General features: G+C 59.5%; 17 protein-coding genes. 10 read left to right on the forward strand and 7 right to left on the reverse strand.

Annotated features, from left to right (window positions below):
• The first annotated feature begins 151 nt into the window (after positions 1 to 151).
• From RVM24_RS17665 to RVM24_RS17700, 8 genes are all read left to right on the forward strand, one after another.
• A complete protein-coding gene (locus RVM24_RS17665) occupies positions 152 to 862 on the forward strand; it encodes a thermostable hemolysin (protein ID WP_197463806.1) in 711 nt (236 codons plus the stop codon).
• Positions 846 to 3,053 carry an AMP-binding protein gene (locus RVM24_RS17670; protein WP_061331215.1) on the forward strand — a complete coding sequence of 736 codons (2,208 nt, stop codon included), beginning with the start codon at positions 846 to 848 and terminating at the stop codon, positions 3,051 to 3,053. Before RVM24_RS17665 ends, RVM24_RS17670 begins: the two co-directional genes overlap by 17 nt.
• Positions 3,040 to 3,819: an SDR family oxidoreductase gene (locus tag RVM24_RS17675; protein WP_061331214.1), complete on the forward strand. Its 780-nt coding sequence runs from the start codon at positions 3,040 to 3,042 to the stop codon at positions 3,817 to 3,819. The genes RVM24_RS17670 and RVM24_RS17675 overlap by 14 nt, the downstream gene beginning before the upstream one ends.
• Complete coding sequence (locus tag RVM24_RS17680) at positions 3,819 to 4,439, forward strand: tetratricopeptide repeat protein (RefSeq protein ID WP_061331213.1); 621 nt, start codon at positions 3,819 to 3,821, stop codon at positions 4,437 to 4,439. The genes RVM24_RS17675 and RVM24_RS17680 overlap by 1 nt, the downstream gene beginning before the upstream one ends.
• A 79-nt stretch (positions 4,440 to 4,518) precedes the next feature.
• Positions 4,519 to 6,033 carry a sensor domain-containing diguanylate cyclase gene (locus tag RVM24_RS17685; protein ID WP_106694289.1) on the forward strand — a complete coding sequence of 505 codons (1,515 nt, stop codon included), beginning with the start codon at positions 4,519 to 4,521 and terminating at the stop codon, positions 6,031 to 6,033.
• Positions 6,034 to 6,118: 85 nt separating this feature from the next.
• Positions 6,119 to 6,985, forward strand: coding sequence for an MBL fold metallo-hydrolase (locus RVM24_RS17690; RefSeq protein ID WP_374813952.1), 867 nt, complete (start codon positions 6,119 to 6,121; stop codon positions 6,983 to 6,985).
• Between the two features lie 7 nt (positions 6,986 to 6,992).
• Entirely contained in the window at positions 6,993 to 8,714 is a 1,722-nt protein-coding gene (locus RVM24_RS17695; protein ID WP_374786472.1) for a SulP family inorganic anion transporter, read from the forward strand.
• An 87-nt stretch (positions 8,715 to 8,801) separates the two neighbouring features.
• Positions 8,802 to 9,461, forward strand: a complete 660-nt coding sequence (locus tag RVM24_RS17700) for an energy-coupling factor ABC transporter permease (protein WP_061331209.1) — start codon at positions 8,802 to 8,804, stop codon at positions 9,459 to 9,461.
• A 7-nt stretch (positions 9,462 to 9,468) separates the two neighbouring features.
• Here RVM24_RS17700 and RVM24_RS17705 read toward each other — a convergent pair whose 3' ends face one another.
• The 7 genes from RVM24_RS17705 to RVM24_RS17735 form a co-directional block, all read right to left on the reverse strand.
• Positions 9,469 to 11,598: a putative bifunctional diguanylate cyclase/phosphodiesterase gene (locus RVM24_RS17705; RefSeq protein ID WP_286253118.1), complete on the reverse strand. Its 2,130-nt coding sequence runs from the start codon at positions 11,596 to 11,598 to the stop codon at positions 9,469 to 9,471.
• A 198-nt stretch (positions 11,599 to 11,796) separates the two neighbouring features.
• Entirely contained in the window at positions 11,797 to 12,327 is a 531-nt protein-coding gene (locus RVM24_RS17710) for a response regulator transcription factor (protein ID WP_374786471.1), read from the reverse strand.
• The gene (locus RVM24_RS17715; RefSeq protein WP_431474476.1) at positions 12,324 to 13,595 is read right to left on the reverse strand and encodes a sensor histidine kinase; all 1,272 of its coding nucleotides are present in this window, start codon (positions 13,593 to 13,595) and stop codon (positions 12,324 to 12,326) included. The genes RVM24_RS17710 and RVM24_RS17715 overlap by 4 nt, the downstream gene beginning before the upstream one ends.
• A gap of 63 nt (positions 13,596 to 13,658) precedes the next feature.
• Entirely contained in the window at positions 13,659 to 16,235 is a 2,577-nt protein-coding gene (locus tag RVM24_RS17720) for a PEP/pyruvate-binding domain-containing protein (protein ID WP_374813948.1), read from the reverse strand.
• 7 nt (positions 16,236 to 16,242) lie between these two features.
• The gene (gene gdhA / locus RVM24_RS17725) at positions 16,243 to 17,592 is read right to left on the reverse strand and encodes an NADP-specific glutamate dehydrogenase (protein WP_374813946.1); all 1,350 of its coding nucleotides are present in this window, start codon (positions 17,590 to 17,592) and stop codon (positions 16,243 to 16,245) included.
• A 119-nt stretch (positions 17,593 to 17,711) separates the two neighbouring features.
• Positions 17,712 to 18,917: an ISL3 family transposase gene (locus tag RVM24_RS17730; protein WP_431474477.1), complete on the reverse strand. Its 1,206-nt coding sequence runs from the start codon at positions 18,915 to 18,917 to the stop codon at positions 17,712 to 17,714.
• Between the two features lie 221 nt (positions 18,918 to 19,138).
• The gene (locus RVM24_RS17735) at positions 19,139 to 19,897 is read right to left on the reverse strand and encodes a putative 4-mercaptohistidine N1-methyltransferase (RefSeq protein WP_431474478.1); all 759 of its coding nucleotides are present in this window, start codon (positions 19,895 to 19,897) and stop codon (positions 19,139 to 19,141) included.
• Between the two features lie 220 nt (positions 19,898 to 20,117).
• Between RVM24_RS17735 and RVM24_RS17740 the strand changes: the two genes are divergently transcribed.
• Positions 20,118 to 22,592 (forward strand): ExeM/NucH family extracellular endonuclease, encoded by a 2,475-nt coding sequence (locus RVM24_RS17740; protein WP_374813905.1) that lies wholly within the window; start codon positions 20,118 to 20,120, stop codon positions 22,590 to 22,592.
• Positions 22,593 to 22,714: 122 nt separating this feature from the next.
• Complete coding sequence (gene nadN / locus RVM24_RS17745) at positions 22,715 to 24,535, forward strand: NAD nucleotidase (protein WP_286253195.1); 1,821 nt, start codon at positions 22,715 to 22,717, stop codon at positions 24,533 to 24,535.
• Positions 24,536 to 24,667 lie beyond the last annotated feature (132 nt).

Consider the following 24,667-nt stretch of genomic DNA (forward strand, 5'->3'; position numbering starts at 1 on the left):
GCCCCGTTCTGATATCTGAAAACGAGTTTGCCACAGAAACCTTAAGCCGAGCTAAAGAATTCTTGCGTGTCGTCTTAAGGGAGGTTTAAGGCTCTGACAATACTCTGACAGTTGTAACCCATGGGCCTTGCCCGGCTGTTGGAGAACCCCGATGACTGACCCGCTGACGATGTCCACCTGCTGCCCGCCAGACTCCCCGGAAGTTTTGCCCGTGCTGCGTTGTGCCGGCCGCTGGTTCAGCGAAATCACACCGCACAGTGCCATGGCAGCAACGGTGGCGGCGTTTATCCGTCGCCGTTTTCTGCAGGCCTACGGAGCCGAGCCGAATTTGCGAATTCCCTCCCTGCTTGCGCTGACCACGGCTCAGGGCAGCCTGATGGCGGCGGTGGGTGTACGTAATGCCGGCGACGACACACTGTTCCTGGAGGATTACCTGTCGGTGCCAGTACAAACGCTGATGCCCGAACTCGGCACCGAACGCCGCCGCATTGCCGAAATTGCCCACCTGGCCGGGGTGGAAGCCGGCGTCAGCCGTTATCTGTTTGCTTCTCTTTCGGTGTGGCTGGATGCGGCGGGCTATGACTGGGTGGTGTGCACCGGCACCGACCAGCTGCGCAACAGCTTTCATCGCCTGGGTATTGCTACCCAGGTGCTGGCAGATGCCGACCCTTCAAGGCTGCCGGATGGCGGTGCGGGCTGGGGCCGCTACTACGACCACCACCCGGTAGTGATGACCATTCGCGTGGCCGATGGCATGTCGGCGCTTCGTGAAGCCGGACTTTTGAAACTGGTGCAGCCGGTTGCAGCGGCTGAGGTCGAGCATCAGACGGATTTGGGAGGTGCCTATGGTCGCCTTGCCTGAGCTGTTGTACCGGCGCGTACAGCAGTATCCGGATCACATCGCCCTGCGCGGGCCGGATGACGAATTAACCTACCAGCAGATGTGGCTCGCGGCTCAGGCTGTGTCTGAACAGCTGCGGAATCTGGGCGTCAAACGCATCGGGCTGTGTGGCGACAACACGCCGGCCTGGGTGGTGGCCGATCTCGCCTGCCTGATGGCAGGGGTGGTGTGTGTGCCGGTGCCGGTGTTTTTTTCCAGCAGCCAGACTGAGCACCTGATCCAGCGGGCCGGGCTGGATGCCCTGCTATTCAGCGCTGAGGCAGAACACGCGGAGACCATTGGACAGGGAGTCTGGCTGCGCCGTTTGTCGGTTTTTCCGGGAGCCGCCTGGATGCCGGAGCAAACCGCAAAGATCACCTTCACCTCCGGCAGCACCGGCACGCCGAAGGGCGTATGCCTGTCTGCCGGGCAAATGGTCGCTACCGCGTGTGCCCTGCAGCAACGGCTCGAGGGTGTGGATCTGCAGAAGCACCTGTGCATCCTGCCGCTGGCCACCCTGCTGGAAAACATTGCCGGGGTTTACCTGCCCTTGCTGATAGGCGCCACAGTGACGGTTATGCCGCTGAAAACCCTGGGCATGACCGGCAGCAGCGGGTTGGACGTGGGCCAGCTTGCCCTCGCCCTTAACCGGTTTCAGCCGCATTCAGTGATTCTGGTGCCAGAGCTTGCGATGGCGCTGGTCAATGCCGCTGAGCAGGGCCAATTGTTGGCTGGCGGTTTCCGCTTCCTGGCTGTTGGTGGCGGCCGGGTATCGACGGATTTGCTGGCTCGGGGCCGGGCGGCTGGTTTGCCGCTGTACGAAGGCTATGGCTTGTCTGAGTGTGGCTCGGTGGTGGCGCTGAATGCGCCGGGTTGCGAGTGCGAGGGCACCGTAGGCCTGCCGCTGAATCACGTGCAGGTTCGTGTGGATAGCGACCAGCGGATTCTGGTGCAGGGCAATACCCACCTGGGTTACCTGGGAGATGAGCCGGAGCATGATGGCTGGTTGGACACCGGCGATCTTGGAGCCACAGGCCCGGGCGGATTCCTGGGCGTTAACGGCCGGGCCAAGAACCTGATCATTACCAGTTTCGGCCGTAACATCAGCCCGGAATGGCTGGAAAGCGAGCTGATACAGGCCGTGGGCGCTACCCAGGCCGTGGTGTTCGGTGACGGAGAGCCCCAGCCCCTGGCCCTGTTGGTCATCCGGGATGGTCGTAGCCCCGAGGCTGTGCGTCAGGCCCTGGCGCAGCTCAATGCCGGATTGCCCGACTATGCCCGCCTGCAGGCGGTATACCTGCGCCGGCAACCGCTCACTCAGGCCGAAGGGCATATCACCGCCAACGGCCGCCCGGTGCGGCACCAGATTCAGGCCGACCTGCCCATGCTTTTGGCGGAAGGCTTCCCCCTGTTCATGAACCTCTCGGCGCCATCAAGCGCCTCTTCACAACCCGTAACTACCCAGTTTTCAACGCCAGGAGACTCCAACATGGCATTTTTTGACCGACTGCAATCCGAAACCGAACAGGCCCGGGCCCATGTCACTGGAGCCCCGGTGATTCAGGCTATCCGTGAGGGTCGCTTTGATCTTGACGGATACACCTGGTTCCTGACACAGGCCTACCACCACGTCAAACACACGGTACCGCTGATGATGGCCTGCGGTGGCCGGCTGCCCGAGCGGCTGGAGTTCGTGCGTAAGGCGCTGGTGGAATACATCGAGGAAGAATACGGCCACCATGAGTGGATCCTCAACGATCTTGAAGCCTGCGGTGAAGACAAGGAAACCATTCGCGATGGCCAGCCCGATACCTCCATCGAGTTGATGGTGGCCTACCTGTATGACCGCATCCAGCGGGGTAACCCGGCGGCGTTTTTTGGCATGGTTCAGGTACTGGAAGGCACTTCCATTGAGCTGGCCACGCCGCTGGGTGAAGCCGTCCAGAAGCAGCTGGGCCTGCCGGACCAGGCGTTTAGCTACCTATACTCCCACGGCGCCCTGGACCAGGAACACTTCGAGTTCTTCCGCAACCTGATGAACGACATCACCGACCCGGACGACCAACAGGCCATTATTGAGGCTGCACGCATGGTGTACCGCCTGTACGGCGATATGCTGCACAGCATTCCGCTGCCGGCACGTGGCAAGGAGCAGCGCCATGAGGCTGCATGACCGTACCTTTTTGCTGCTGGGCGGCACCGGCGGCATTGGCCAGGCCCTGATCGGGCCGCTGGTGGAATGCGGTGCCCGGGTGATCGTCGCTACCCGGCATCCGGAGCGGCTGGAAAAGCGTGCGGGCGTTTCTCCGGTGCACCTGGAGCTGGCCAGCCCGAAGCTGGATCAACAGCTGCAACAGTTGAGCAAGGTGTATCCCGATATTGATGGGGTGATTCATTGCGCCGGCCAGAACCGGTTTGCGGCGCTGGATACCATGGCGGTCAGTGACCTGGATGCCCAGCTTATGGTCAACCTGCGTTCCGCCATGCTGGTGGCCCGGCATTTTGCGCCTCGTTTCCGCAAAGCAGGGATGGGCGCGCTGGTGTTTGTCGGCTCCACCTTTGGCAGTATCGGATTTCCCGGCTACACCGCCTATTGCGCCAGCAAGTTCGGCCTGCGCGGCTTCAGCGAAGCCCTGCGCCGGGAGCTGGCGGATACCCCGGTACAGGTGGTGTATGTGGCGCCCAGAGCCACCGCCACAGCCATGAACCCGGCGCCGGTGAACGAGCTGAACCGTGCCCTGGGCAATGCCATGGACGCACCGGAAGCCGTCGCAGCCCAGATTCTTCAAGCCATGGAAAAAGATGAGCGCCGGCGTTTTCTAGGCTGGCCGGAAAAACTGTTTGTGGTACTCAACGGCATCCTGCCGAAGATTGTGGATAAAGCCATGTTGAAACAACTGCCGGTAATCCGGCGCTTTCTGGATTCAGGAGTGGTGTGATGAAGTGGATGATTCTGGTGCTGGTCTCTGTGGCGGCTATGCCACTGTGGGCGCAGGATGTTGAAATTGAGCTGGCGCAAATCCAGCAGCGCTGGGCTGAAATTCAATATCAGGTTCAGGACAGGGACAAAGAGAAAGCATTCGAGAAGCTGGCCGCTGAGGCCGAAGCCTTTGTTGGCCGCTACCCGGGCCGTGCCGAACCGCTGATCTGGCAGGGTATTGTGCTCAGCACCTACGCCGGTGCCAAAGGCGGCCTCGGCGCCCTCGGGCTGGTAAAGCAAGCCCGGGCCTCACTGGAAGCGGCCCTCGACATCGACCCGGAGGCGTTGGATGGCTCCGCTTACACGTCGCTCGGCAGTCTGTACTATCAGGTGCCGGGCTGGCCGCTGGGGTTCGGGGATGATGGCAAGGCGCGGAAGTACCTGCAAAAGTCGCTGGCCATCAATCCCGACGGTATTGATGCCAATTACTTCTTCGGGGATTTTCTGCTGGATCAGGGCGAGCCCCAACGTGCCCGTATTTATCTTGAAAAAGTGTTGGCGGCACCCGACAGGCCAGGCCGCGCGGTGGCTGACCAGGGGCGCCGGGCAGAGGCGCAGGCTCGCCTGAATAATCTGTGATTGCTGGTCGCCGCGCCTGTCTGGCTGGGCTACACTCGTCATTACGTAAGAGTGCAAATGCTAGGGAGACAGGTCATTCATGGCGAGCAATTATGGGGCAGGCCAGCCAGACCGAATGCCGGCTCATTTCTTCCGGAAATTGGCATCAGGAGTTCCGGGAATCCTGTTTACCTATTGGCTCAGCCCGGATGGTCAGTCCCACCGTTACCCCTATGTCAGTGATCAGGTACAGGACCTGTTCGGCATTGAACCCGCCCTGCTTAACGAAGACGCCAGAGCAGTATTCTCGGTAATTCACCCGGAGGACGCGACCGGGGTGGCCAACAGTATTGTGCACTCGGCGCAGACTCTGGAGCCCTGGTGTTACCGGGCGCGTCTGAAGTTGCTGGATGGCCAGTATCAGTGGTTTGAGGCCCATTCGGTGCCGGAGCGCCAACCCGATGGCAGTACCATCTGGTATGGTCAGTTCCACAACATCCAGCACTACAAAGAACTGGAGCAGACCCTGCGGGACAGCGAAGCGGAGTTCCAGTTTCAGGCGGGTTTTCAGAAGCTGATTGCCCGGTTGTCCGGAGAATTTATCCAGCTTGGATTTGGTTCGATCGACGAGTGTATCGACGAGTTGCTCCGCTCCATTGGCGGTTTTTTTGGCATTGATCGAGCCTATGTCTATGGGTTTTCGCAAGATCACCTGACGATGACCAATACCCACGAATGGTGTGCGCCGGGGGTGGCTTCCCTGATGGCGGATCAGCAAAGCGTGGCCATTCAGGAATTCCAGTGGTGGCAAGCGCAAATCAACGCGATGAAAAGCCAGAATCAGGTGGTTTTTATTGAAGACGTCAATCAGTTGCCGCCCGAGGCCAACAACGAGCGTGCCCTGTTGGAGTTGCAGGGCGTGATTTCCATGTTCTGCGTGCCAATCTGGATACGTGGCCAGGTAATGGGCTTTTTTGGCGTTGATTCGTTATCGCAGCGACCTTGGCGGCAGGACATGGCAGACCTTCTGATCATTGTCTCCGGGCTTTTGTCCGGTGCCCTTGAGCGCAATCGTCTGGAGGAAGACTTGCTGAACCAGTCGATTCGTGACCCTCTCACCGGCCTTCACAACCGTCGCTACTTAATGCCCAGGCTGGATGAGGTGCTGGCTACCTGCAGTCGTCATGGTGAACGTTTTTGCCTGGCGATGTTTGACATCGATCATTTTAAACGGATTAACGATAACCTGGGCCACCTGGCCGGGGACCAGGTGTTGGTGCGATTTGCCGAACTGCTTCTCGCGAACACGCGGAATACCGATGTGGTTTCCCGATACGGTGGCGAGGAATTTCTCGTAGTTTTCACCGAATTGGCGGATGCGAATGTTCAGCCATTGGTGGAGCGAATCATGCACGCCGTCAGGGCGGAAAAGTTTGTGATTGGTGGTGAGACTTTCGGGATCACGGTAAGTGCTGGTTCTGTCTGTGTGGCGGAGCTTACCGAGGAACCGGTCAGCCCCCACGCATTGATTGGGCTTGCGGACCAGCGGTTGTACCAGGCCAAGCAGGGTGGTCGGGACTGCCTGGTCGATGCATCGGGATTATCACGCATATAAGGAAACAGCATTTCACCTCATATATCCATTTGGTATATTCTTAGATCATAAGATTAGTGATCAGCAGATCTCAGAGGTGAATACCATGACACAGCCCATCGTTCAGCATTTTTTCGACGAGCCCACCAACACGTTCAGTTACGTGGTGCGTGACCCTGACAGCCAGGTTTGCGCCATCCTCGATTCCGTGCTGGATTTCGACTACGCCGCAGGCCGTACCGACGTGCGTTCGGCTGACGACATTATTCAGTACGTTCGCGCCCACAACCTGACCGTAGAGTGGATTCTGGAAACCCACGTGCACGCCGATCATCTTTCGGCTGCCCCGTACTTGCACGAGAAACTGGGTGGCAAGACAGGTATTGGCGCGAAAATCGTCGATGTTCAGGAAATCTTTGGCAAAGCGTTCAATGCCGGCACGGAGTTCGCTCGTGACGGCAGCCAGTTTGACCAGCTGTTCGAAGAGGGAGATACCTTCGCCATCGGCAACCTTGAAGGTCGGGTTTTGCATACCCCGGGCCACACTCCCGCTTGCCTGACCTATGTGATTGGCGACGCCGCTTTCGTTGGCGACACCCTGTTTATGCCGGATTACGGCACCGCTCGCTGCGACTTCCCGGGTGGTGATGCCCGTACCCTGTACCGGTCAATCCAGAAGGTACTGTCGTTGCCGGCCGAGACCCGGATTTTCCTGTGCCACGATTACAAGGCGCCTGGTCGCGATGAGTACCATCACATGACCACGGTCGCGGAACAGCGCGAGGCCAACGTGCATGTGCATGAGGGAATTTCAGAGGACGAATTTGTCAGAATGCGCACCGAGCGTGATGCCACTCTGGACATGCCCCGGCTCATCCTGCCTTCGGTGCAGGTGAACATGCGCGCCGGTCACATGCCGCCGGCTGAGGATAACGGCCAGGTGTACCTGAAAGTTCCGGTTAACCGGTTCTGAGCCCGGCATGAACCTCAAACATTACCTGCCTGTTCTGCAATGGGCGCCAAAGTACAGCCGTGATCAGGCGACCAGTGATCTGGTCGCGGCGGTGATTGTGACCGTCATGCTGATTCCCCAGTCGCTGGCTTACGCTTTGCTGGCGGGGTTGCCGGCGCAGGTCGGGCTGTACGCCAGTATTCTGCCGCTGGTGGTGTATGCGGTGTTCGGCACCAGCAGGACCTTGTCGGTGGGCCCGGTGGCGGTGGTCTCGTTGATGACGGCGGCGGCCCTGGCGCCGCTGGCGGACATGGGAACACCGGAGTACATTGCCGGTGCCGTATTGATTGCGGTGATGTCCGGCCTGATGCTGACGGTGATGGGCATCATGCGGCTTGGCTTCCTGGCGAATTTCCTCAGCCATCCGGTCATCTCCGGTTTTATTACGGCCTCGGGTATCGTGATTGCGGCGAGTCAGCTCAAACACGTGTTTGGAATCCAGGCCTCGGGCCATAACCTGTGGGAAATTGCGGGCTCCTTGCTGGCATCCCTGCCGGAAACCAACATACCTACCTTGCTGGTGGGGGTTGGCGCGCTGGCATTCCTGCTGTGGTCCCGAGAATTTCTGAAGCCATTGCTGGTCCGGCTGGGCCTGGCCAACAGAAGCGCAGATATCATCACCAAAACCGCTCCGATTCTGGCGGTGGTGGTGACCACGCTGATTGCCTGGTGGCTGAATCTGGACGAAAAAGGCGTTCGCCTGGTGGGCGAGGTTCCGGCAGGATTGCCCTCATTTACCATGCCCACACTGGATATGGCGATCTGGTCGCAGTTGGCGGTCAGTGCCCTGCTGATCAGTGTGGTTGGGTTTGTGGAATCGGTGTCGGTGGGCCAGACCCTGGCGGCGAAACGGCGCCAGAGAATCGATCCGGATCAGGAGTTGATCGGCCTGGGCACTGCGAACCTGGGCTCCGGGCTCTCCGGTGGGATGCCGGTGACCGGAGGCTTTTCCCGTTCGGTGGTGAACTTTGATGCCGGCGCGGAAACTCCGGCGGCCGGTGCTTATACGGCGGTCGGCATTGCCCTGGCCACGTTGTTCCTGACCCCGGCCATCGCCTGGCTGCCCCAGGCCACGTTGGCGGCCACGATCATCGTGGCGGTTGCCACGCTGATCGACCTGCCAGCGCTGGGCCGCACCTTCCGGTATTCACGGACGGATTTCGGCGCCATGCTGGCAACCATTGTGCTGACTCTGGTTCACAGCGTTGAGGCGGGAATCATTGCCGGTGTTGCCCTGTCGATCGGTCTGTTTCTGTACCGCACCAGCCGACCCCACAGTGCCGTGGTGGGCCGGGTGCCGGGCACCGAACACTTCCGGAACATTCTGCGCCACGACGTGGAACTGTGCCCGAAAGTGACCTTCCTGCGGGTGGATGAAAGCCTCTACTTTGCCAATGCCCGCTTTCTTGAAGAGCGAGTGATGGATCTGGTCACCCGGGAACCGGAGCTGACCGACCTGGTGCTGGTCTGCCCGGCGGTGAACCTGGTGGATGCGTCGGCCCTGGAGAGCCTGGAAGCCATCAATGAGCGGCTGACCGATGCCGGGGTGCGGTTGCACCTGTCGGAGGTGAAAGGCCCGGTGATGGACCGGCTGAAGGGTACCGAGCTTATCCGGCACCTCGGTGGTAACGTCTATCTGAGCACTTATGAGGCCTGGCAGTCCCTGACCGGGCGTACTGCCCTGGAGTGACCGGGGTCAAGTGATCCCATTGACCGGCCGGGGGGTATCAGTAAACACTGCCCCGCGCATCCGATGCTTTGGTAACCGGTGACTTTGATGGGAATGACAGAAAATCTGCTTTCAACCAGCCAGTGGTTGCTGACCGCGTCGATTTTTGTGCTGGTGTTGCTGGCAGCTTTGCGCTCAGTGGATTGGCAGGCGCTGAGGAAAGATAACGCCACCCAGCACTCGCTGTTTGGTGCGGCGGTGGTGTTGGGCTTTGTCTGGCAGTTACGGGCGGGCATCTCGCCCGGGCTGGCTATCCACATTTTTGGCATCACCGTGATCACCCTGATGCTTGGCTGGGCGTTGGCCGTTATCAGCGGTCTGTTAGCGCTGGTGATCACCGTTATTACCGGCCGCGAGCCTCTGGTGATGTTTGCCGCCAACGGCCTGGTGACGGTGATGGTGCCGGCTCTGGTTACCCACGCCATCATGCTGTGGGAGCGGCGCAGGGATTTCCGCAACTTCTTTGCCTACATTTTCTTTTGCGGTTTTTTTGGTGCCGGGCTGTCGGTGGCCGCAGCCGGTGTTCTGATGTGTCTGATGCTGTGGTCCAGCGGCGTTTATACCTTCGAGACCCTGGTGCACGAATACCTGCGCTACCTGCCACTGTTCATGATTCCGGAAGGCTTTGTGAACGGCGTTTTTGTGACCGGCCTGATGGTGTTTCACCCAGACCGGCTCAGCACCCTGGATCAGCGACGATACCGGTAACGCCCGGTCAGATGCCTCCGCCCTGGACGGAGGTTTGTTCATGTTTGCCCAGGCTGTGATGTCGGCTCACCTGATCGCGCCACTGTGCCAGCCAGGGCAGCAAGGCCTTCGCTTGCATTGGGCGGGCGATGCCATAACCCTGAATCAGATTGCACCCCATGTCCCTCAAGGCGCGAGCATGTTCCATGGTTTCCACGCCTTCAGCAAGAACCGGGTGGTCGAAGCGTTGCGCAAGGAAAATCACGCTCTCCACAATCGCGCGGTCACTGGCATCGGTGAGCATGTTGCGGACGAAACTTTGGTCGATCTTGATCACATCCACCGGCAGGGTGCGCAGGTAAGTTAATGACGAGAAACCGGTACCGAAGTCGTCCAGTGCCACCTGTAACCCCAGGGACTGGCAGCGAGCCAACACATTGCTCGCGCGCTTGGTGTCTTCCAGCGCGGTGGATTCCAGAACCTCCAGGGTGATTTGCCCGGGGCGCACATCCGGATGGCTGTGCAAGTAGCTTTCCAGGTAATCGGCAAAACTGCGGTCCATCAGGTGAGGTGCGCTGATGTTGATGCTGACGGCGAGCGATTCGTCCGCCTCATGCCACAGATTCATCTGATGGATGGCTTCCTTGAGTACCCACTGGCCCAGCGGAATCTCCAGATGGCTGTTGGCGACAGCTGGCAAGAACTCACCGGGGCCAAGCAGTCCTTTGTCCGGATGATTCCAGCGAATCAGCGCCTCAAACCCAATGACCTCGCTATCGTCCAGGCGTAACTGGGGCTGGAAGTAGAGTTCGAATTCTTCGTTCTCCAGCGCGCGGGATATTTCCATCAACTGGTTCCGGCGCTGCCGGCGATGGGCGTCCAGGCCGGGGTCGAAAATGTGGAACTGATTCCGGCCCTTCTCTTTGGCGGCATACATGGCCTGGTCGGCATGGCGAATCAGGCCCTCTGCATCGGTGTCGTCCTCCGGATACAGGGTGACGCCCAGGCTGGCGGTCAGGTTGACCGTCTGGTCACCAATCTGCAGGGGCTCGCTGACATTGGCGAGTATTCGCGAATACACCGCCTCGGGGCTGTCGCTTTGCAGTAACAGTACGAATTCATCACCCCCGATGCGGGCGATGGTATCGCCACTGCGTAGGGCGCGGGTCAGGCGCTCGGCGGTCGCTCGCAGCGCCAGGTCGCCGATGCCATGGCCCAGCTGGTCGTTAATGGCTTTAAAGCCATCCAGGTCCAGGTAGCAGATGGACAGCACCCGCTTCTGACGGTCCGCGTGGGTGCGGGCCGAGCGAAGACGCTCTTCCAACAGTTGCCGGTTGGGCAGCCCGGTCAGCTCGTCATAGTTGGCGGCGCGGTCCAGTTCCCTGGCATGATTTTTCAGAGCAGTGATATCTGAGAACGCGGCCACATGGTAGAAACGCCCCGGCTCTTCAAGGTGAACGCGGCTGATCGACAGCAGCTCTGCATATTCTTCCCCGCTTTTCCGGCGGTTCCAGATTTCGCCTCGCCAGTGATCGGTCTTCTCAATCGACGTCCACATGGACTGGTAGTATTCGCGGGAGTGGCGACCGGAGCTGAGGATGGAAGGATTCAATCCAAGTACTTCCGGGCGACTGTATCCGGTGATGCGGGAGAAAGCCGGGTTGACGTCGATAATCCGATTGAAGTGATCAGTAATGACAATGGCTTCGTGGCTGCGATCAAACACGCTGGCGGCGATGCGCAGGCCGCGTTCACTATTCTTCCGATCGGAGATATTGGTCTGAATGACTACGAAGCCGGGCTCGACACCCTCGCTTTCGCCAACAGGCATACAGTAGGTGTGTACCCAGTAGGGCGTGCCATCCGCCGAATAATTGAGAACGTCTTCCTCGAACACTTCGCCACGGAACAGGTGTTGGCGAATACGGCGGACGGTCTCGGTGTCGGTGTCCGGCCCGTAGAGGAGTTCGCCGGGGTTCTTTCCAACTATGGTGTCGAGGTGAAAGCCGGTATGACGTTCGAAAGCGGCATTCACCCATTCGATGCGACCACCAGCATCCAGAATGAGCACCAGATTGCGGGTGGCAGAGGCCACCAATGCCAGGCGCTTGGGGTCAAACTCCGGTGACGTATTGTTGGAATCAGGGGCATTCGACATGTGTCGGGTGTTCCGGGTAACGGTGGCTTGGGTGTTTCTCTCCTCCCTGTGAGAGGGTGTGTCCGTTTATTGCAATCTCACAACGGGGCACGATGCTAGCCTATCTGGCCCGTTAAGACATTCGACCAAAGCGGTGTCTGGTTGATTGATATCAATTTCCGGGGAGATTCTTCGGGCACACCCGGCGGCAACCGTTCATTAGCGCCAGCGAGAGTGCTTTTGCAGTTTGCGTTGCAGGGTCCGCCGGTGCATGTTGAGGGCCCGGGCGGTGGCGGAAATGTTGCCATCGTGTTCGTTCAGCACGCGCTGGATGTGTTCCCATTCCATTTCTTCCACAGACGGCGGTTCGGGCCTCAGGTCCGGTGGTGCGTCCAGCGGTTCAAAGCCATTCATCAACTGGTTCACGGTAACCGGCTTGCACAGGTAGTTGGCGGCGCCGCGGCGCATGGCTTCCACCGCCGTGGCAATACTGCCGTAACCAGTCAGCACCAGTACGTCCAGGTCTGGCCTCTGCTCCAGAAGTTCCGGCAACAGTTGCAGGCCACTTTCCCCGGCCAGGTTGAGATCCAGAACACACCGGTTCACCGGCCGGGTACGGATGGCCTCCAGAGCGCTGTCAGCATCGCTGGCGCAGAGTGTTTCGATGCCCTGGCGAGACAGGGATCGGGCCAGCACCTGGAGAAACGCCGGGTCATCGTCGACCAGCAGCCAGAGTTCCTGTGTGGTCATGGTTGTATCTCCTCGCCTTGGGCCTGGGCAACCGGTAAATCGATCACCATGGTGGTGCCTGTTTCACTGGCCTTGGCTCGGAGATTGCCGCCAAGCCTCTGGATCGTGGCATTGGAAAGGAACAACCCGACCCCAAGACCATGGTGGGAGTCGACAATGTCCTCACCCGGCGTGCCCTGCAGAGCCGTTTCCAGGCCGTCACCCTGGTCCTCGACAACCACCTCCACCCGACCGGATTCCGACAACTGACTTCTGACGGCGACCCAGGACGGGCTCGCTGTCAGGGCATTTGCCAGCAGGTTGAGCACCGCCTGGTCCAGAGTGGCATCCACGGCCACCGAGACGTCGGGGTGGGCGCCTGGCCATTGAACCGGCCCTGACGGCCATAACAGCGTGGCCGACTCCCTCAGCCTGGCGAGCCAGTCTTTGACCGTCAGTATTTCCAGTTGCGCTGTGCGGGCTTCAATCGCCGCCTTGGTTAGTTGCTGCAAATGCTGGCTGCACAGGTTCAACTGCTGACCCATCAGGTCGAGATCTTCCGTCAGCGCCACGGAGGCCTGGCCTTCGGTGTGGGAACGGATTTCGTCCAGTAACAGGGTCATGGTATTCAGCGGGGTACCTAGCCGGTGGGCAACGGCGGCCGAAGACAGGCCCAGTGCGATGATCTGTTCATCCCGCAAACGGTTTTCCCGGAATTGCGAAAGCTGGGACTGTTGCAGCCTTAGCCTGCGGGATAGGGTGCCAACCACCAGTAGCAGAATGGCGGCGGTCAGGGCAAAGGTCACCCACATGCCCACCAGATGCAGCCTGGCCAGGTCTGCCGAGTGGTGATCATGCATAACCGGGGTGTGCCAGAGCACCAGCGCTGTATACACCGCAACGCCGGTGACGGTAAGGACAATGCTCTGGCGGCTGGGGACCAGAATGATGGCGACGGCAATGGGCAGCAGCAGCAAGGACACCAGGGGGTTGGTGTAGCCGCCGGTGAAATACAGCCACCAGCCGATCAGGAACAGATCTGTGGCCAGGGTCAGGCTGACCGGTGCGAACGTTTCGGGGGGCCTACGGCTGAACCACAGCCAGGCCAGCGTGGCCAGAACGGCATAAAGCAGGCTGAGGATCAAGGCCTCGGCCCGGTGGGCCAGTGTTACGGTGGTTTCGGCAACAGCGATCGCGACCAGTTGCGTGGCAATAATGGCCAGCCGCATACCCAGAAGATAACGGGCAGCCTGACGAAAACCGGTTTGAGAGTGTGTGAGCCATTCCATAGACGGCATTCTAGCAGCATGCCATCGGCCATGGTGGTGAAAACGGCGTTTGTTTGCGACGGGTCAATCGGTGAAATAACAGACCAGTTGCTGGCGCACCACATCACCGGTCAGTTGCAGGTGTTGCGCCTGCAGATCATGCACCTGAACCGCACGGTTGACCGCAGATTCGGTGCTGGTGGGCGTCGGGGCCCCGGGCAGGCGTTCAGGGTGATATCGGCAATGCTGGATGTCGGGAAACAGCGCCGCGTAGGCGATGCCGGTTTCCACCAGGTCCTGGAAAAAGTGAGAACCGTAGGACAGGTCTGGCACCATCTCGCCGGCCTTTTCTGAGACTTCGACCAGGGCGGCGACCCCGGCAATGTCCGCAAAGCGAACCGGAACGCCAAGATCCGGGCTGCTGGTGCCCCAGCGGCCCGGGCCGATCAGCAGGGTGGGCACACCGGATGCACGGACAGCTTCGCCGACACGGCGGGCAACGTCATAGCGCTGGCTGGTGGACAGCCCGGCGTAGACCGACGCGTCGACCCGGACCACCCGTTCGATGGCCAGGTTGATGTTGCCGCCCATGAAGTGGCCCTGGGTTCTGAACAGTAGCTTACGCTCAGGCAAGTCGCCGGGCAGAGCCACCGGCCCGGTCTCGCCGATGGTCGCCAGCGGGCGGCATTGCACCAGGTTGAAGGCGGGGTTGCCCTGTTGGTCCAGGTGCAGGGTGAATTCCACATCCACCGGGTGCCGGTAGCCCGCTTCCAGGGTTTGCAGCAGATGCGACAGCCGGCTGATAAACGGAGTGCGCTGCACCAAAGGGCGGAAGGTCAGTCTCCACACCGGGCCTTGCAAGCCAATCTGCTCGGCCCGGGTACTGGCCGCCCGATCCACCTCGGCCAGGTGATCCATGGGCAGATCGTTGGTGGTTTCCAGCAACTGGCTCAGGGGTCGGGTGTCGAGCTTTCCATCCTGTAGGTCCAGCAAATCCACCAGGTGTTGGGAATACCGGTAGCTTTCGTCCTGGTTGCGGAACGGCTGGCGCATGGGGTGGTCCAGCGCCATCACGCAGGCGTGATCGCCTTCAATGCGATCAACTGCCCGGGTGCCCAGGCCCATCACCAGCCGGACCATCCCCGCTTCCGGGTCCATACTGCTGTCCCAGGCAAAGGTATTGCGGGATACCCCGACCCCGGCCGCATCGGGCAGGTAATAGCGACCATGAAACCGCCCGTTGACCCGCTGGATCAGCAGCGCCATGGGCTCTTCCCGCTGGTCCAGGCCCCGCTGTTTGCGGTACACCAGGGCATCTTCACTCATGGATGACGCGTACACCTGGCGGATTGCGTCTTCCAGTGCCGACAGCCGTTGTTCCGGTGCCCCCTGGTTGACCAGGAACACACTGTCGTATTTACCGGCAAAAGCATTGCCAAAGCCGTCTTCCTGCAGGCTCGATGAGCGCACCAGGATAGGGTACTGGCCGTAATGGTCCAGCAGTCGCTCCAGCTCGGCCTGTATCTCGTCGGGAAACTTGCCGGCCAGGATCGCGGCTCTGAGCGCGGGCGCCTCACTCAGGTAACCCTCCCCGGAGCGTTGCCGCATGATCGCCGGCCAGAGCCCGTTATGGACCAGGAAAGCGTAATAGGCGTCGGTGCCAAGATAACTTGAATCGTGGGGCTCCAGCTGGCTTTGCCATGGCTCGGTGGCGTCTTTTAACAGAATATTGCGGGCAATCAGCATGCCGGTGGCCTTGCCGCCGATGTAGCCGCTGCCGACCAGGCGGCTGCGAATGCCCAGCAGGTCCTCCAGCGACAGGTAACGCCGTGCCAGTTCCAGTATCCGGGAATCGCGGCTGATCATTACCTGCAGTACTTGCTCCTGCAGGTCGTCGATACAGTCGGTGTCCTGGTCGGACAAAGCCCGGCTGGCTTCCTGGAACAATCGGTCCCAATAGTCCAGCAGGGGCTGGCGGTGCAGGTGTTCAAGCTCCAGGCTGGCTTGCAGTCGGGTGGCATCACTGCTGTCGGTTATGGGTTGAAACTGTCCATCATGCTCCCGGTGCGGCAGGAACATGGTGGGCGATTGCCGCCGCCAGGCCTTGATCGGATGAATCTGCACGTCATCGCCGTGGCGATGCACATCAATCATCACCTGGGTGGTCTGGCGAATCCGGTCCAGGGTCATCCGGGAGTGTCTTTTCGGGTGCAGGGCAAACCAGGCCACGGTGTCCAGTTCAAACAGAAACGGGCACACCACCCGGAAGAAATTACCGACCATGGCATCGGTTGCCCAGGCGTTGAGCAGCTCGCTCAGGCTGTCGCAGACATAAAAGGCGCCACGGCCATGCTGTTCGATCAGGTGCCAGACTCGACTGGTAAAGCTTTCAAAGCCACCGAGCGCGTCGATGGTGATGGTTCGAACCGACGGGTGGTCCCGGATAATCGGGGCATGGTCACCAAAGCGAAGGTAGATAATCTGCCGGCCGGCGTCAGAAGCGGCGTCTACGAAGGGAAGAACAAATCGGCGATAGTCGTCCAGGTCGGAAACCCGCCAGACCACGTTATCGCCGATTCGAAGGCCATCCAGAACCTCATCCAGCCCACTCAGGCCGGTGGAAACCCGGTCATCAGGCTGGAGAGGTTCGTTGCTGATCATGGCCGGATCAGATAACACCCATGGCGTTCATCGCCTTGGCAACGCGCAGGAAGCCATTGATATTGGCGCCCAGCACGTAGTTGCCCTCGGCACCGAACTCGGCGGCGGTCTCATAGCAGTTCTTGTGGATATCGATCATGATCTCCTCAAGGCGCTTCTGGGTGTAATCGAAGGTCCAGGAGTCGCGGCTGGCGTTCTGCTGCATTTCCAGGGCGGACGTGGCAACACCGCCGGCGTTGGCGGCCTTGCCAGGGCCATAGGCAATCTTGGCATCCTGGAACACGATAATACCTTCAGGCGTGGTCGGCATATTGGCGCCTTCGGCCACGGCAACACAGCCGTTTTCGACCAGCATCTTGGCGTCTTTACCGTTCAGCTCGTTCTGGGTTGCGCAGGGCAGCGCCACATCGCAAGGCACGCTCCAGATGTTGCCGTCTTCCACGTACTTGGCGTCTTTGTGGTATTCAGTGTAGGCGCTGATCCGGCGACGCTCCACTTCCTTGATGCGCTTCAGGGTCTGCAGGTCGATGCCCCTCTCATGGACAATCATGCCCTGGGAATCGGAGCAGGCAATGACCTTGGCGCCCAGCTCGTGGGCTTTCTCGATGGCGTAAATGGCCACGTTGCCGGAACCGGAAACCACCACGGTTTTGCCTTCCAGCGAGTCACCACGGGCTTTCAGCATTTCGTGGGTGAAGAACACCGTGCCGTAACCGGTGGCTTCAGTACGGGCGCGGCTGCCGCCCCAGTCCAGGCCCTTGCCGGTAAACACGCCGGACTCGTAACGGTTGGTGATGCGCTTGTACTGGCCGAACAGGTAACCGATTTCACGACCACCTACGCCGATATCGCCGGCAGGTACGTCGGTGTACTCGCCCAGGTGGCGGTACAGCTCGGTCATCATGCTCTGGCAGAAACGCATGATCTCGTCGTCGGACTTGCCCTTGGGGTCAAAGTCACTGCCGCCTTTACCGCCGCCAATGGGCAGGCCGGTCAGGGCGTTCTTGAAAATCTGTTCAAAGCCCAGGAACTTGATGATGCCGAGGTACACGGACGGGTGGAAGCGCATGCCACCTTTATAGGGCCCCAGGGCGCTGTTGAATTCGACGCGGAAGGCGCGGTTGATATGAATCTCGCCGCTGTCGTCCTGCCAGGGCACACGGAAGATGATCTGGCGCTCGGGCTCACAGATACGCTGGATGATCTTCTTGTCGGCAAACTCCGGGTACTTCACCAGAACCGGCCCGAGGGTTTCCAGAACTTCGTGAACCGCCTGGTGGAATTCACTCTCACCCGGGTTGCGGTGCAGCACGTCCTGGAAAATCGGTTCGAGTTTTTCGTCGAGTTTAACTGTCATGGCAAGGCCCTCGGAATACGCGTATTGAAAACCGCAAAAATGCGGATGCCCAAAAAAAGGGCAGTGATTGCACCACATTGGCGCGTTAGTTGGCAAGTCGGTCGCGCAAAATTTATGGTTCATCGCGCTTTACCGGGAAATGCTGCTTTTATCTTCAGAAAGAAGTAGTCGTTATCCCGGTAGCCGTAGGCCACCCGCTTGATCACCTTGATCTTGTTGTTCATTCCCTCCAACACACTGGTGTTCAACCGGTAGACCGCGCTGGCGATAATGCCGTCGACGTAGCCCTTGAGGCGCCTGGCAAACTGCTGCACGGGGGCCAGCCCACTACTCATAGCCAGATTTAGCCAGTCTTGCCAGCGTTGTCTGGCATCGGCCTCTGAGGGAGCGTACCAGAGCTCTTTGAGCTGGTCTTTCAGGACGTAGACAGTCATCAGGGGCTGGTTGGCTTGCAGCAGTTCTTCGAGCTTCAGAGCCTGCTCGTCCTTGAGGTTGCCTCGGTTTCTGAGCAACAGCCAGCGACTTCGTTTCACTACTTTGCGAGCCGGCTTGTCGTGTCGAAGCTGATTGGCCGGATCGACCCGGACACGGTCAATCACTTCCCGTCCGAACTTTGCTACAACGTGGAACAGGTCATAGACCACCCGTGCTTGTGGGCAGTGGTGCTGAACTTCCAGGTCCATGGCGGTATTCATATCCATCGCCACGGCTTCGATCTGGCCACAGGTTTCCGGCCCCAGCCATTCAAAGAAGGGGCGTACCGCTGCTCGACTGCGGCCTTCTCCAACCCAGAGGACTTGTTGAGTATCCGCATCAATCGCCACGGTGGCGTAGCGGTGTCCCTTGAACAAGGCGAACTCATCCATGATCAGTCGACGAATCCGGCGTTTATCTGGCTCAGTCACTTCTCGTTTGAGGCGCCGATGGTCGATGGCCTTGACCGTATGCCAATGCAACCCTAGCAGCGTTGCCACATGTTGGATCGGCATCAGTCGTACCAGGGATTCAATCCAACTGACCATGCCTGCCGTCAGACGCTGTCGCCCTGGTAACCAGCGAATCTGTTCAAGCTTGGGGCCACAGGTCGTACAACGAACTCGGCGAACTGGCACGTCCAGCCAGACGCGGTATTGGAACAGGTCGCGTTCTCGGACTCGTCGGGTGCTGATGTCATGGATGGCAAGCGTGTGCTGATTACAACCACTGCAGCATGGCAAGTAATCGTCGGCAGGTTGCAGTCGGATGAGCAGAGATTGAGCGTCAATCTGGGCATACGATTCTATCGTGAATCCTTCCCAGAACAGGGCAAGAGGATTAGCATTCATAGGGACGGCGGTGAGTCGGTCAGGTTTGTTGTTTTGGCGAACTCAAAACTAACCGGTTTGACCGCCGTCTCCTACTTTTTCACGCTAACCCGCGATGAACCATAAAAAAGCCGGGGGAGTTCCCCGGCCAAAGTATTCACACGATGCACCAACACAATGCGTGTCGTCCTGATGAGTCTTTAAGTTAACACCCGAACATGACCGTTCAGTGACAGCGCTCGTCAGGCCGGCAACTTTTCCCAGATGGTCAGTTCGGAAAAGCTGTGCTGGAACTTGTTACGGGTTTCCCGGATCACGAACGGCAGGTTTCTGGGCTCGCCCAGCAGCCTGAAATGAGGCCCCAGCATGTCTTTCAGGCCATCGAGCGTGGTGAAAGGCTCACCGTTTTTCAGATAACCGCCCACCCACTCGGATTTCGGCGTGTAGTCTTCCAGCCAGGTATACGGGGAGGCGATCACCAGCAAACCCATATCATTGATCCGCTCGTGGATGGTTTCAAGAAACAGGGACGGCTTGTATAGCCGATCGATCAGGTTACCCGCCAGCACCAGATCATAATCCCGGTAGTCCTGCCCCAGATCACAGGCATCGCCCTGGTGGAAGGCGACGCGATGAGCGGCTTCTGCCAGGCCCAGTGATGCCAGCGAGCGTTCCTGATAACTCACCAGCTCACCCTCCTCCGGCCTGGCGTAGCGGGCCATACCGTTGGCCACAACATCCCGGCAGGTGTTTACAAAGGTCTGGGAAAAATCGACGCCATCGACATGATCAAAATGGCGGGCCAGTTCCAGCGTGGTTCGCCCCACCGCACAGCCGATATCCAGCGCCCGACAGGTTTCACGGCCATTCAGTGCCTCCAGGGCAGCCTCCGCCAGCTCTTTCGGGAAATTCGCTTCGCCATGCCAGGATTCACCAAAGTGAAACTCCAGATACTGGGCCAGGGTGGTATCGTTTTCATAGTAATCGCTGGGATTGTTCACCTATTTCTCCTCTACTCGGTTCGCATAGCACGGTTTCACTGTACCGCGAATCCTCGATACTGACAGCCTGGGGCTGGAGTCCCGTTCGTCGGGCACGCCGAACTCATGTCACCATCCGGCAAAACACCCTTCACACAAATCACACGCCATCGTCACAGATGTTCGCCAGATTGTCCGTAGCGGACTTCCCGCTAACCAACAATGACTCAGGGACAGAACCATGACGATGAAGCATACACTGCTGGCCACTGCCATCAGCGGTTTTCTGGCCGGCCCAATTCAGGCGGGGCTGGTTATCAGCGAATACGTTGAAGGCTCCAGCAACAACAAGGCTATTGAGTTACTGAACACCACTGATGCCAGCATTGATCTGGCCGCCTGGGAACTTCAGGTTTACTTCAACGGGTCGGACGTGGCTGGTCAGACCTTCGATCTGACCGGCAATGTGGCACCTGGCACCAACTTTGTGTTTGCGCACAGCAGCGCAGATCCGGCGATTCTGGCCGTGGCCGATCAAACCACCGGCGCCGGGCTGTTCAACGGTGACGACGCCGTCGTGTTGCTAAAGGGTGGCGCCGTGGCTGACAGTATCGGCCAGGTCGGTTTCGACCCCGGCAGCTACTGGGGCTCAGGGGATACCCGAACCCAGAACCGCACACTGCGCCGAAAAGCCGGTGCAGTGGCAGACACCAATCCGTTCGATACATACGACCCGGCCATCGCTTACGACGGTTTCCCACAGGACGATTTTTCAGACCTCGGTAAAGCCGGCGGCAGCGATGGCCCACTTGAGCCAGAGACACCAGACCTCACCTGTGGCGCTGAGGCAACCCGTATTTCCGAAATCCAGGGCCTGACGGACCAGAGCCCGCTGGCTGGCCAGACGGCGGTTATTGAAGCGATCGTCACCGCCAGTTTCAACGGAGACGGACAACTGGGCGGCTTTTTCATGGAAGAAGAACTGCAGCACCGGGATGACGATCCGAGGACATCCGAAGGCATTTTCGTCTTCGCTCCCAATCTTGACGTAGAGGCCGGCCAACGAATCCGAATCGCCGGCAAGGTACTGGAATATCAGGGGCTGACCGAACTGACCGATATCATCGACAGCACCCTCTGTGGTTCCGGCGAGCTACCCCCGCCCGTGTCTTTGACCCTGCCAAGGCCGGATCTGGATTCTCCGGAAGCCTTCGAATCCATGCGCGTCATCTTCAATGAGGCGCTGGTGGTTAACGACAACTACGATCTTGGCCGATTCGGCAGCCTGACCCTGGGTAGCGGACGGCATTTCATTCCCACTAACGTGGCGCTGCCAGGCCCAGATGCCGCACTGGTCGCCGAAATGAATGGCCTGGACAGGATCATTCTGGACGATGGCAGTAATCGACAGAACCCCGCCATCGTGCCTTACCCGTCACCCCAGCTCAGTGCCAGCCAGACTGTCCGCGCCGGTGATACGGTAAACGACCTGCAAGGCATTCTGGATTACCGGTTCTCCGAGTGGCGATTGCAACCAACCACCGCTCCCAGCTTCAGCCAAACCAACCCACGACCAACCGAACCACGGCTTAAGGAACGGGGAAACCTGCTGGTGGCGTCGTTCAACGTGCTGAACTTTTTCAATGGTGATGGCATGGGCGGGGGTTTCCCGACCGCCCGTGGTGCCGACAACCCCGAAGAACTCAGCCGGCAGACTGCCAAACTCGCCAGTGCCTTAGCCGCCCTGGATGCTGACATCATCGGTTTGATGGAAATTGAGAATGACGGCTACGACAACAACAGTGCCATTGCTGAGCTGACGGCGGCCCTGGGAAGCGAGTGGCAGTATGTTAACCCGGGCCTGACGCAGTTAGGCGGGGACGCGATCGCCGTAGGTCTGCTTTACCGGGCAGACCGTGTTGAGACGGTTGGCAGTGCCGCCACTATCGGCGCCGCCCCGTTCAACCAGCTGAACCGTCAGCCGCTGGCACAAACCTTCCGGTTGATCGGATCTGAGGATGGCCTGACCATCGCCGTTAACCACTTCAAATCCAAGGGCTGTGGTAACGCCGACGGCGCCAATGCTGATCAAGGTGATGGCCAAGGCTGCTGGAACCCGGAGCGAACCCAGGCCGCCAACGCCCTGGCGGACTGGCTGGCTAACGATGCCACGGGCACCGGCGAACAGGATGTACTGATCATCGGTGACCTCAATGCCTACGCCAAGGAAGATCCGATTCGCGCCCTGAACGCACGGGGATATCAGGATCTCGTAGCCGTCCACGAAGGCGAACAGGCTTACTCTTACGTGTTTTTCGGCCAGGCAGGTTACCTCGATCACGCCCTTGCCAATGAAGCACTGGCAGGCAAGGTCAAAGACACCAGCATCTGGACCATCAACGCTGACGAACCCCGGGCGCTGGACTACAACACCGAGTTCAAGACTCCGGAGCAACAGGCCAGCTTCTATGCGCCGGACCCCTACCGCGCCTCCGACCATGACCCGGTGCTGGTGGCGCTTGAGATGGACACCCGCACCGCAGCCGACCGGGCAGACCTGAACGGCGACGGCCGGGTGAATGGCCGCGACCTCGCCCGCTTTATTCTTGCAACCCTGTTCGGTAAGGCCCCGGCGCCAACCTACGACATCAACGCAGACGGCAAAGTGGATGGCCAGGACTTCGTGGCCCTCGTACACGCCATTCGAGGCCAATAATCCGGTCGCACAACACCTGCCGGCGGGCAGGTGTTGTGCCCTTCAAACTGCAACAAAATCATCACGGCTTTGACACCTCAACAACGCAGACTCCCTGTAGTCACCCAACAAGGAGTTCAGGCATGATTCGCAAAACCCTATGGATTGCATTACCCCTGGCCGCACTGGCCGGTTGCAACAGCGACAGCGATAACAACACCCCGGAAGCCAGCAGCTTTACTGCCAACATCCTGCACATCAATGACCACCACTCCCATCTGGAAGAGGGCTCCCAGTCCCTGATGATTGCCGGCCAGAGCACGTCCTTTCCGATTGGCGGCTTTCCACGAGTGGCCGGGAAGATCGCAGAGCGTGAGGCGGCCCTGGACAACGTCCTGAAACTTCATGCCGGCGATGCCATCACCGGCACCCTGTATTTTTCGTCGTTTGAGGGAGAGGCCGATGCCCGACTGATGAACCAGGTGTGTTTCGATGCATTTGCACTGGGCAACCACGAGTTCGACCGGGGCGATGAGGGGCTGAAGAAGTTCCTTGATCTGCTGGATAGCGGAAGCTGTCAGACGCCGGTACTGGCCGCCAACGTCAAGCCCCAGGTTGGCACTCCCCTGGCACCGATTGCCGAAGATGACTACATCCAGCCCTACGTCATCAAATCAATCGGTGGTGAGCAGGTGGCCATAGTCGGTATCGACATAGCCAATAAAACCCGCAACAGCTCCAGCCCGTTGGAGACCACCGAATTCCTCGATGAGATGGAAACGGCGCAGGCCATGATCGACGAGCTCGAGGCGGCCGGCATCAACAAGATCGTGCTGCTGACCCATTATCAGTACGACAACGACCTGAACCTGGCAGCGTCGCTGTCCGGCGTGGATGTCATCATCGGTGGTGATTCCCACAGCCTGCTGGGAGACTTCGATGCCTACGGACTGTCTGCTGCAGGGCCCTACCCAACAGAACTGACCAATGCCGATGGTGACAAAGTATGCGTAGCCCAGGCGTGGCAGTATTCCCGAGTGGTTGGCGAGCTCAGCGTTACCTGGGACGAAAACGGCGTAGTAACCTCGTGCAGCGGCACGCCCCACCTGCTCCTGGGTGATAACTTCACGCGCAAAGATGCGGAAGATAACAACTACGAGCCGGAGGGCAGCGAGCGCGCCGACATCCTGGCGGCCATCGACGCCGATGACCAGCTCAGCCTGGTAACCCCAGACCCGACATCCGCACAGCTGCTGGCCTACTACACCAACCAACTGGATGATTTCCGCAACCGGGTAATCGGAACCGCCACCGAAGATCTCTGCCTGGCCAGAATTCCCGGCCGGCCCTATGGGGATGACACGTGCGACGGCGAAGACCCCAACCGCGGCAGCGACATCTCCAACCTTGTCGCCCAGGCCTTCCTGTTCCTGAGCAAGAACGCCGATGTGGCCATCCAGAACGGTGGTGGCGTCCGAACCGACCTGTTTGCTGGCAGCATCACCATCGGCGACGCCTACACGCTCCTGCCGTTTGCCAACACCCTGACGGACCTGGCCATGTCCGGCGCGGAAATCCGGGCGGTGTTGAACGAAGCGGTTGAGTTTGCCCATGTTGAGGGCGGCTCCAGCGGCGCCTACCCCTACGCGGCAGGGCTGCGCTGGGAAGTGGACATGAACCGACCGGAAGGCGAGCGCTTGTTCAACATTGAGGTCAACCCGCGCAATTCGGCCGAATGGCGAGCCCTGGCCGATGACGAGGAATTGAACGTGGTCACCAACAGCTTCACCGCCGGCGGCCGCGATGGCTATGTGACCTTTGGCGCCGTTTCTGACGACGGCCGGGCAACCGATACGTTCCTGGATTATGCCCAGTCGTTTGTCGATTACGTTCTTGAGGTAGGCTCCCTGAGCAAGCCGTCCGCAGACGAATATTCAACCCAGAACTATATACCCGCCCTCTGAAGCAGCGCCTTGGTAACCTCCGGTCAGTCGCCCCCGACTGGCCGGACTTCAGCTACCCTCCCGGTATACTTCTTCGCTATTCTTGAAATAGGCCGCCGACATCACCATGGTTGCCTGTCCATTGATTACAAC

Origin of the sequence: Marinobacter sp. KM021 (assembly GCF_050707965.1) — a bacterium.
GTDB lineage: Bacteria > Pseudomonadota > Gammaproteobacteria > Pseudomonadales > Oleiphilaceae > Marinobacter > Marinobacter shengliensis.

Coding starts and splice junctions, on each gene's coding strand:
- RVM24_RS17665 (WP_197463806.1), top strand. CDS start 152: ATGACTGACCCGCTGACGATGTCCACCTGCTGCCCGCCAGACTCCCCG.
- RVM24_RS17670 (WP_061331215.1), top strand. CDS start 846: ATGGTCGCCTTGCCTGAGCTGTTGTACCGGCGCGTACAGCAGTATCCG.
- RVM24_RS17675 (WP_061331214.1), top strand. CDS start 3,040: ATGAGGCTGCATGACCGTACCTTTTTGCTGCTGGGCGGCACCGGCGGC.
- RVM24_RS17680 (WP_061331213.1), top strand. CDS start 3,819: ATGAAGTGGATGATTCTGGTGCTGGTCTCTGTGGCGGCTATGCCACTG.
- RVM24_RS17685 (WP_106694289.1), top strand. CDS start 4,519: ATGGCGAGCAATTATGGGGCAGGCCAGCCAGACCGAATGCCGGCTCAT.
- RVM24_RS17690 (WP_374813952.1), top strand. CDS start 6,119: ATGACACAGCCCATCGTTCAGCATTTTTTCGACGAGCCCACCAACACG.
- RVM24_RS17695 (WP_374786472.1), top strand. CDS start 6,993: ATGAACCTCAAACATTACCTGCCTGTTCTGCAATGGGCGCCAAAGTAC.
- RVM24_RS17700 (WP_061331209.1), top strand. CDS start 8,802: ATGGGAATGACAGAAAATCTGCTTTCAACCAGCCAGTGGTTGCTGACC.
- RVM24_RS17705 (WP_286253118.1), bottom strand. CDS start 11,598: ATGTCGAATGCCCCTGATTCCAACAATACGTCACCGGAGTTTGACCCC.
- RVM24_RS17710 (WP_374786471.1), bottom strand. CDS start 12,327: ATGACCACACAGGAACTCTGGCTGCTGGTCGACGATGACCCGGCGTTT.
- RVM24_RS17715 (WP_431474476.1), bottom strand. CDS start 13,595: ATGGAATGGCTCACACACTCTCAAACCGGTTTTCGTCAGGCTGCCCGT.
- RVM24_RS17720 (WP_374813948.1), bottom strand. CDS start 16,235: ATGATCAGCAACGAACCTCTCCAGCCTGATGACCGGGTTTCCACCGGC.
- gdhA (WP_374813946.1), bottom strand. CDS start 17,592: ATGACAGTTAAACTCGACGAAAAACTCGAACCGATTTTCCAGGACGTG.
- RVM24_RS17730 (WP_431474477.1), bottom strand. CDS start 18,917: ATGAATGCTAATCCTCTTGCCCTGTTCTGGGAAGGATTCACGATAGAA.
- RVM24_RS17740 (WP_374813905.1), top strand. CDS start 20,118: ATGACGATGAAGCATACACTGCTGGCCACTGCCATCAGCGGTTTTCTG.
- nadN (WP_286253195.1), top strand. CDS start 22,715: ATGATTCGCAAAACCCTATGGATTGCATTACCCCTGGCCGCACTGGCC.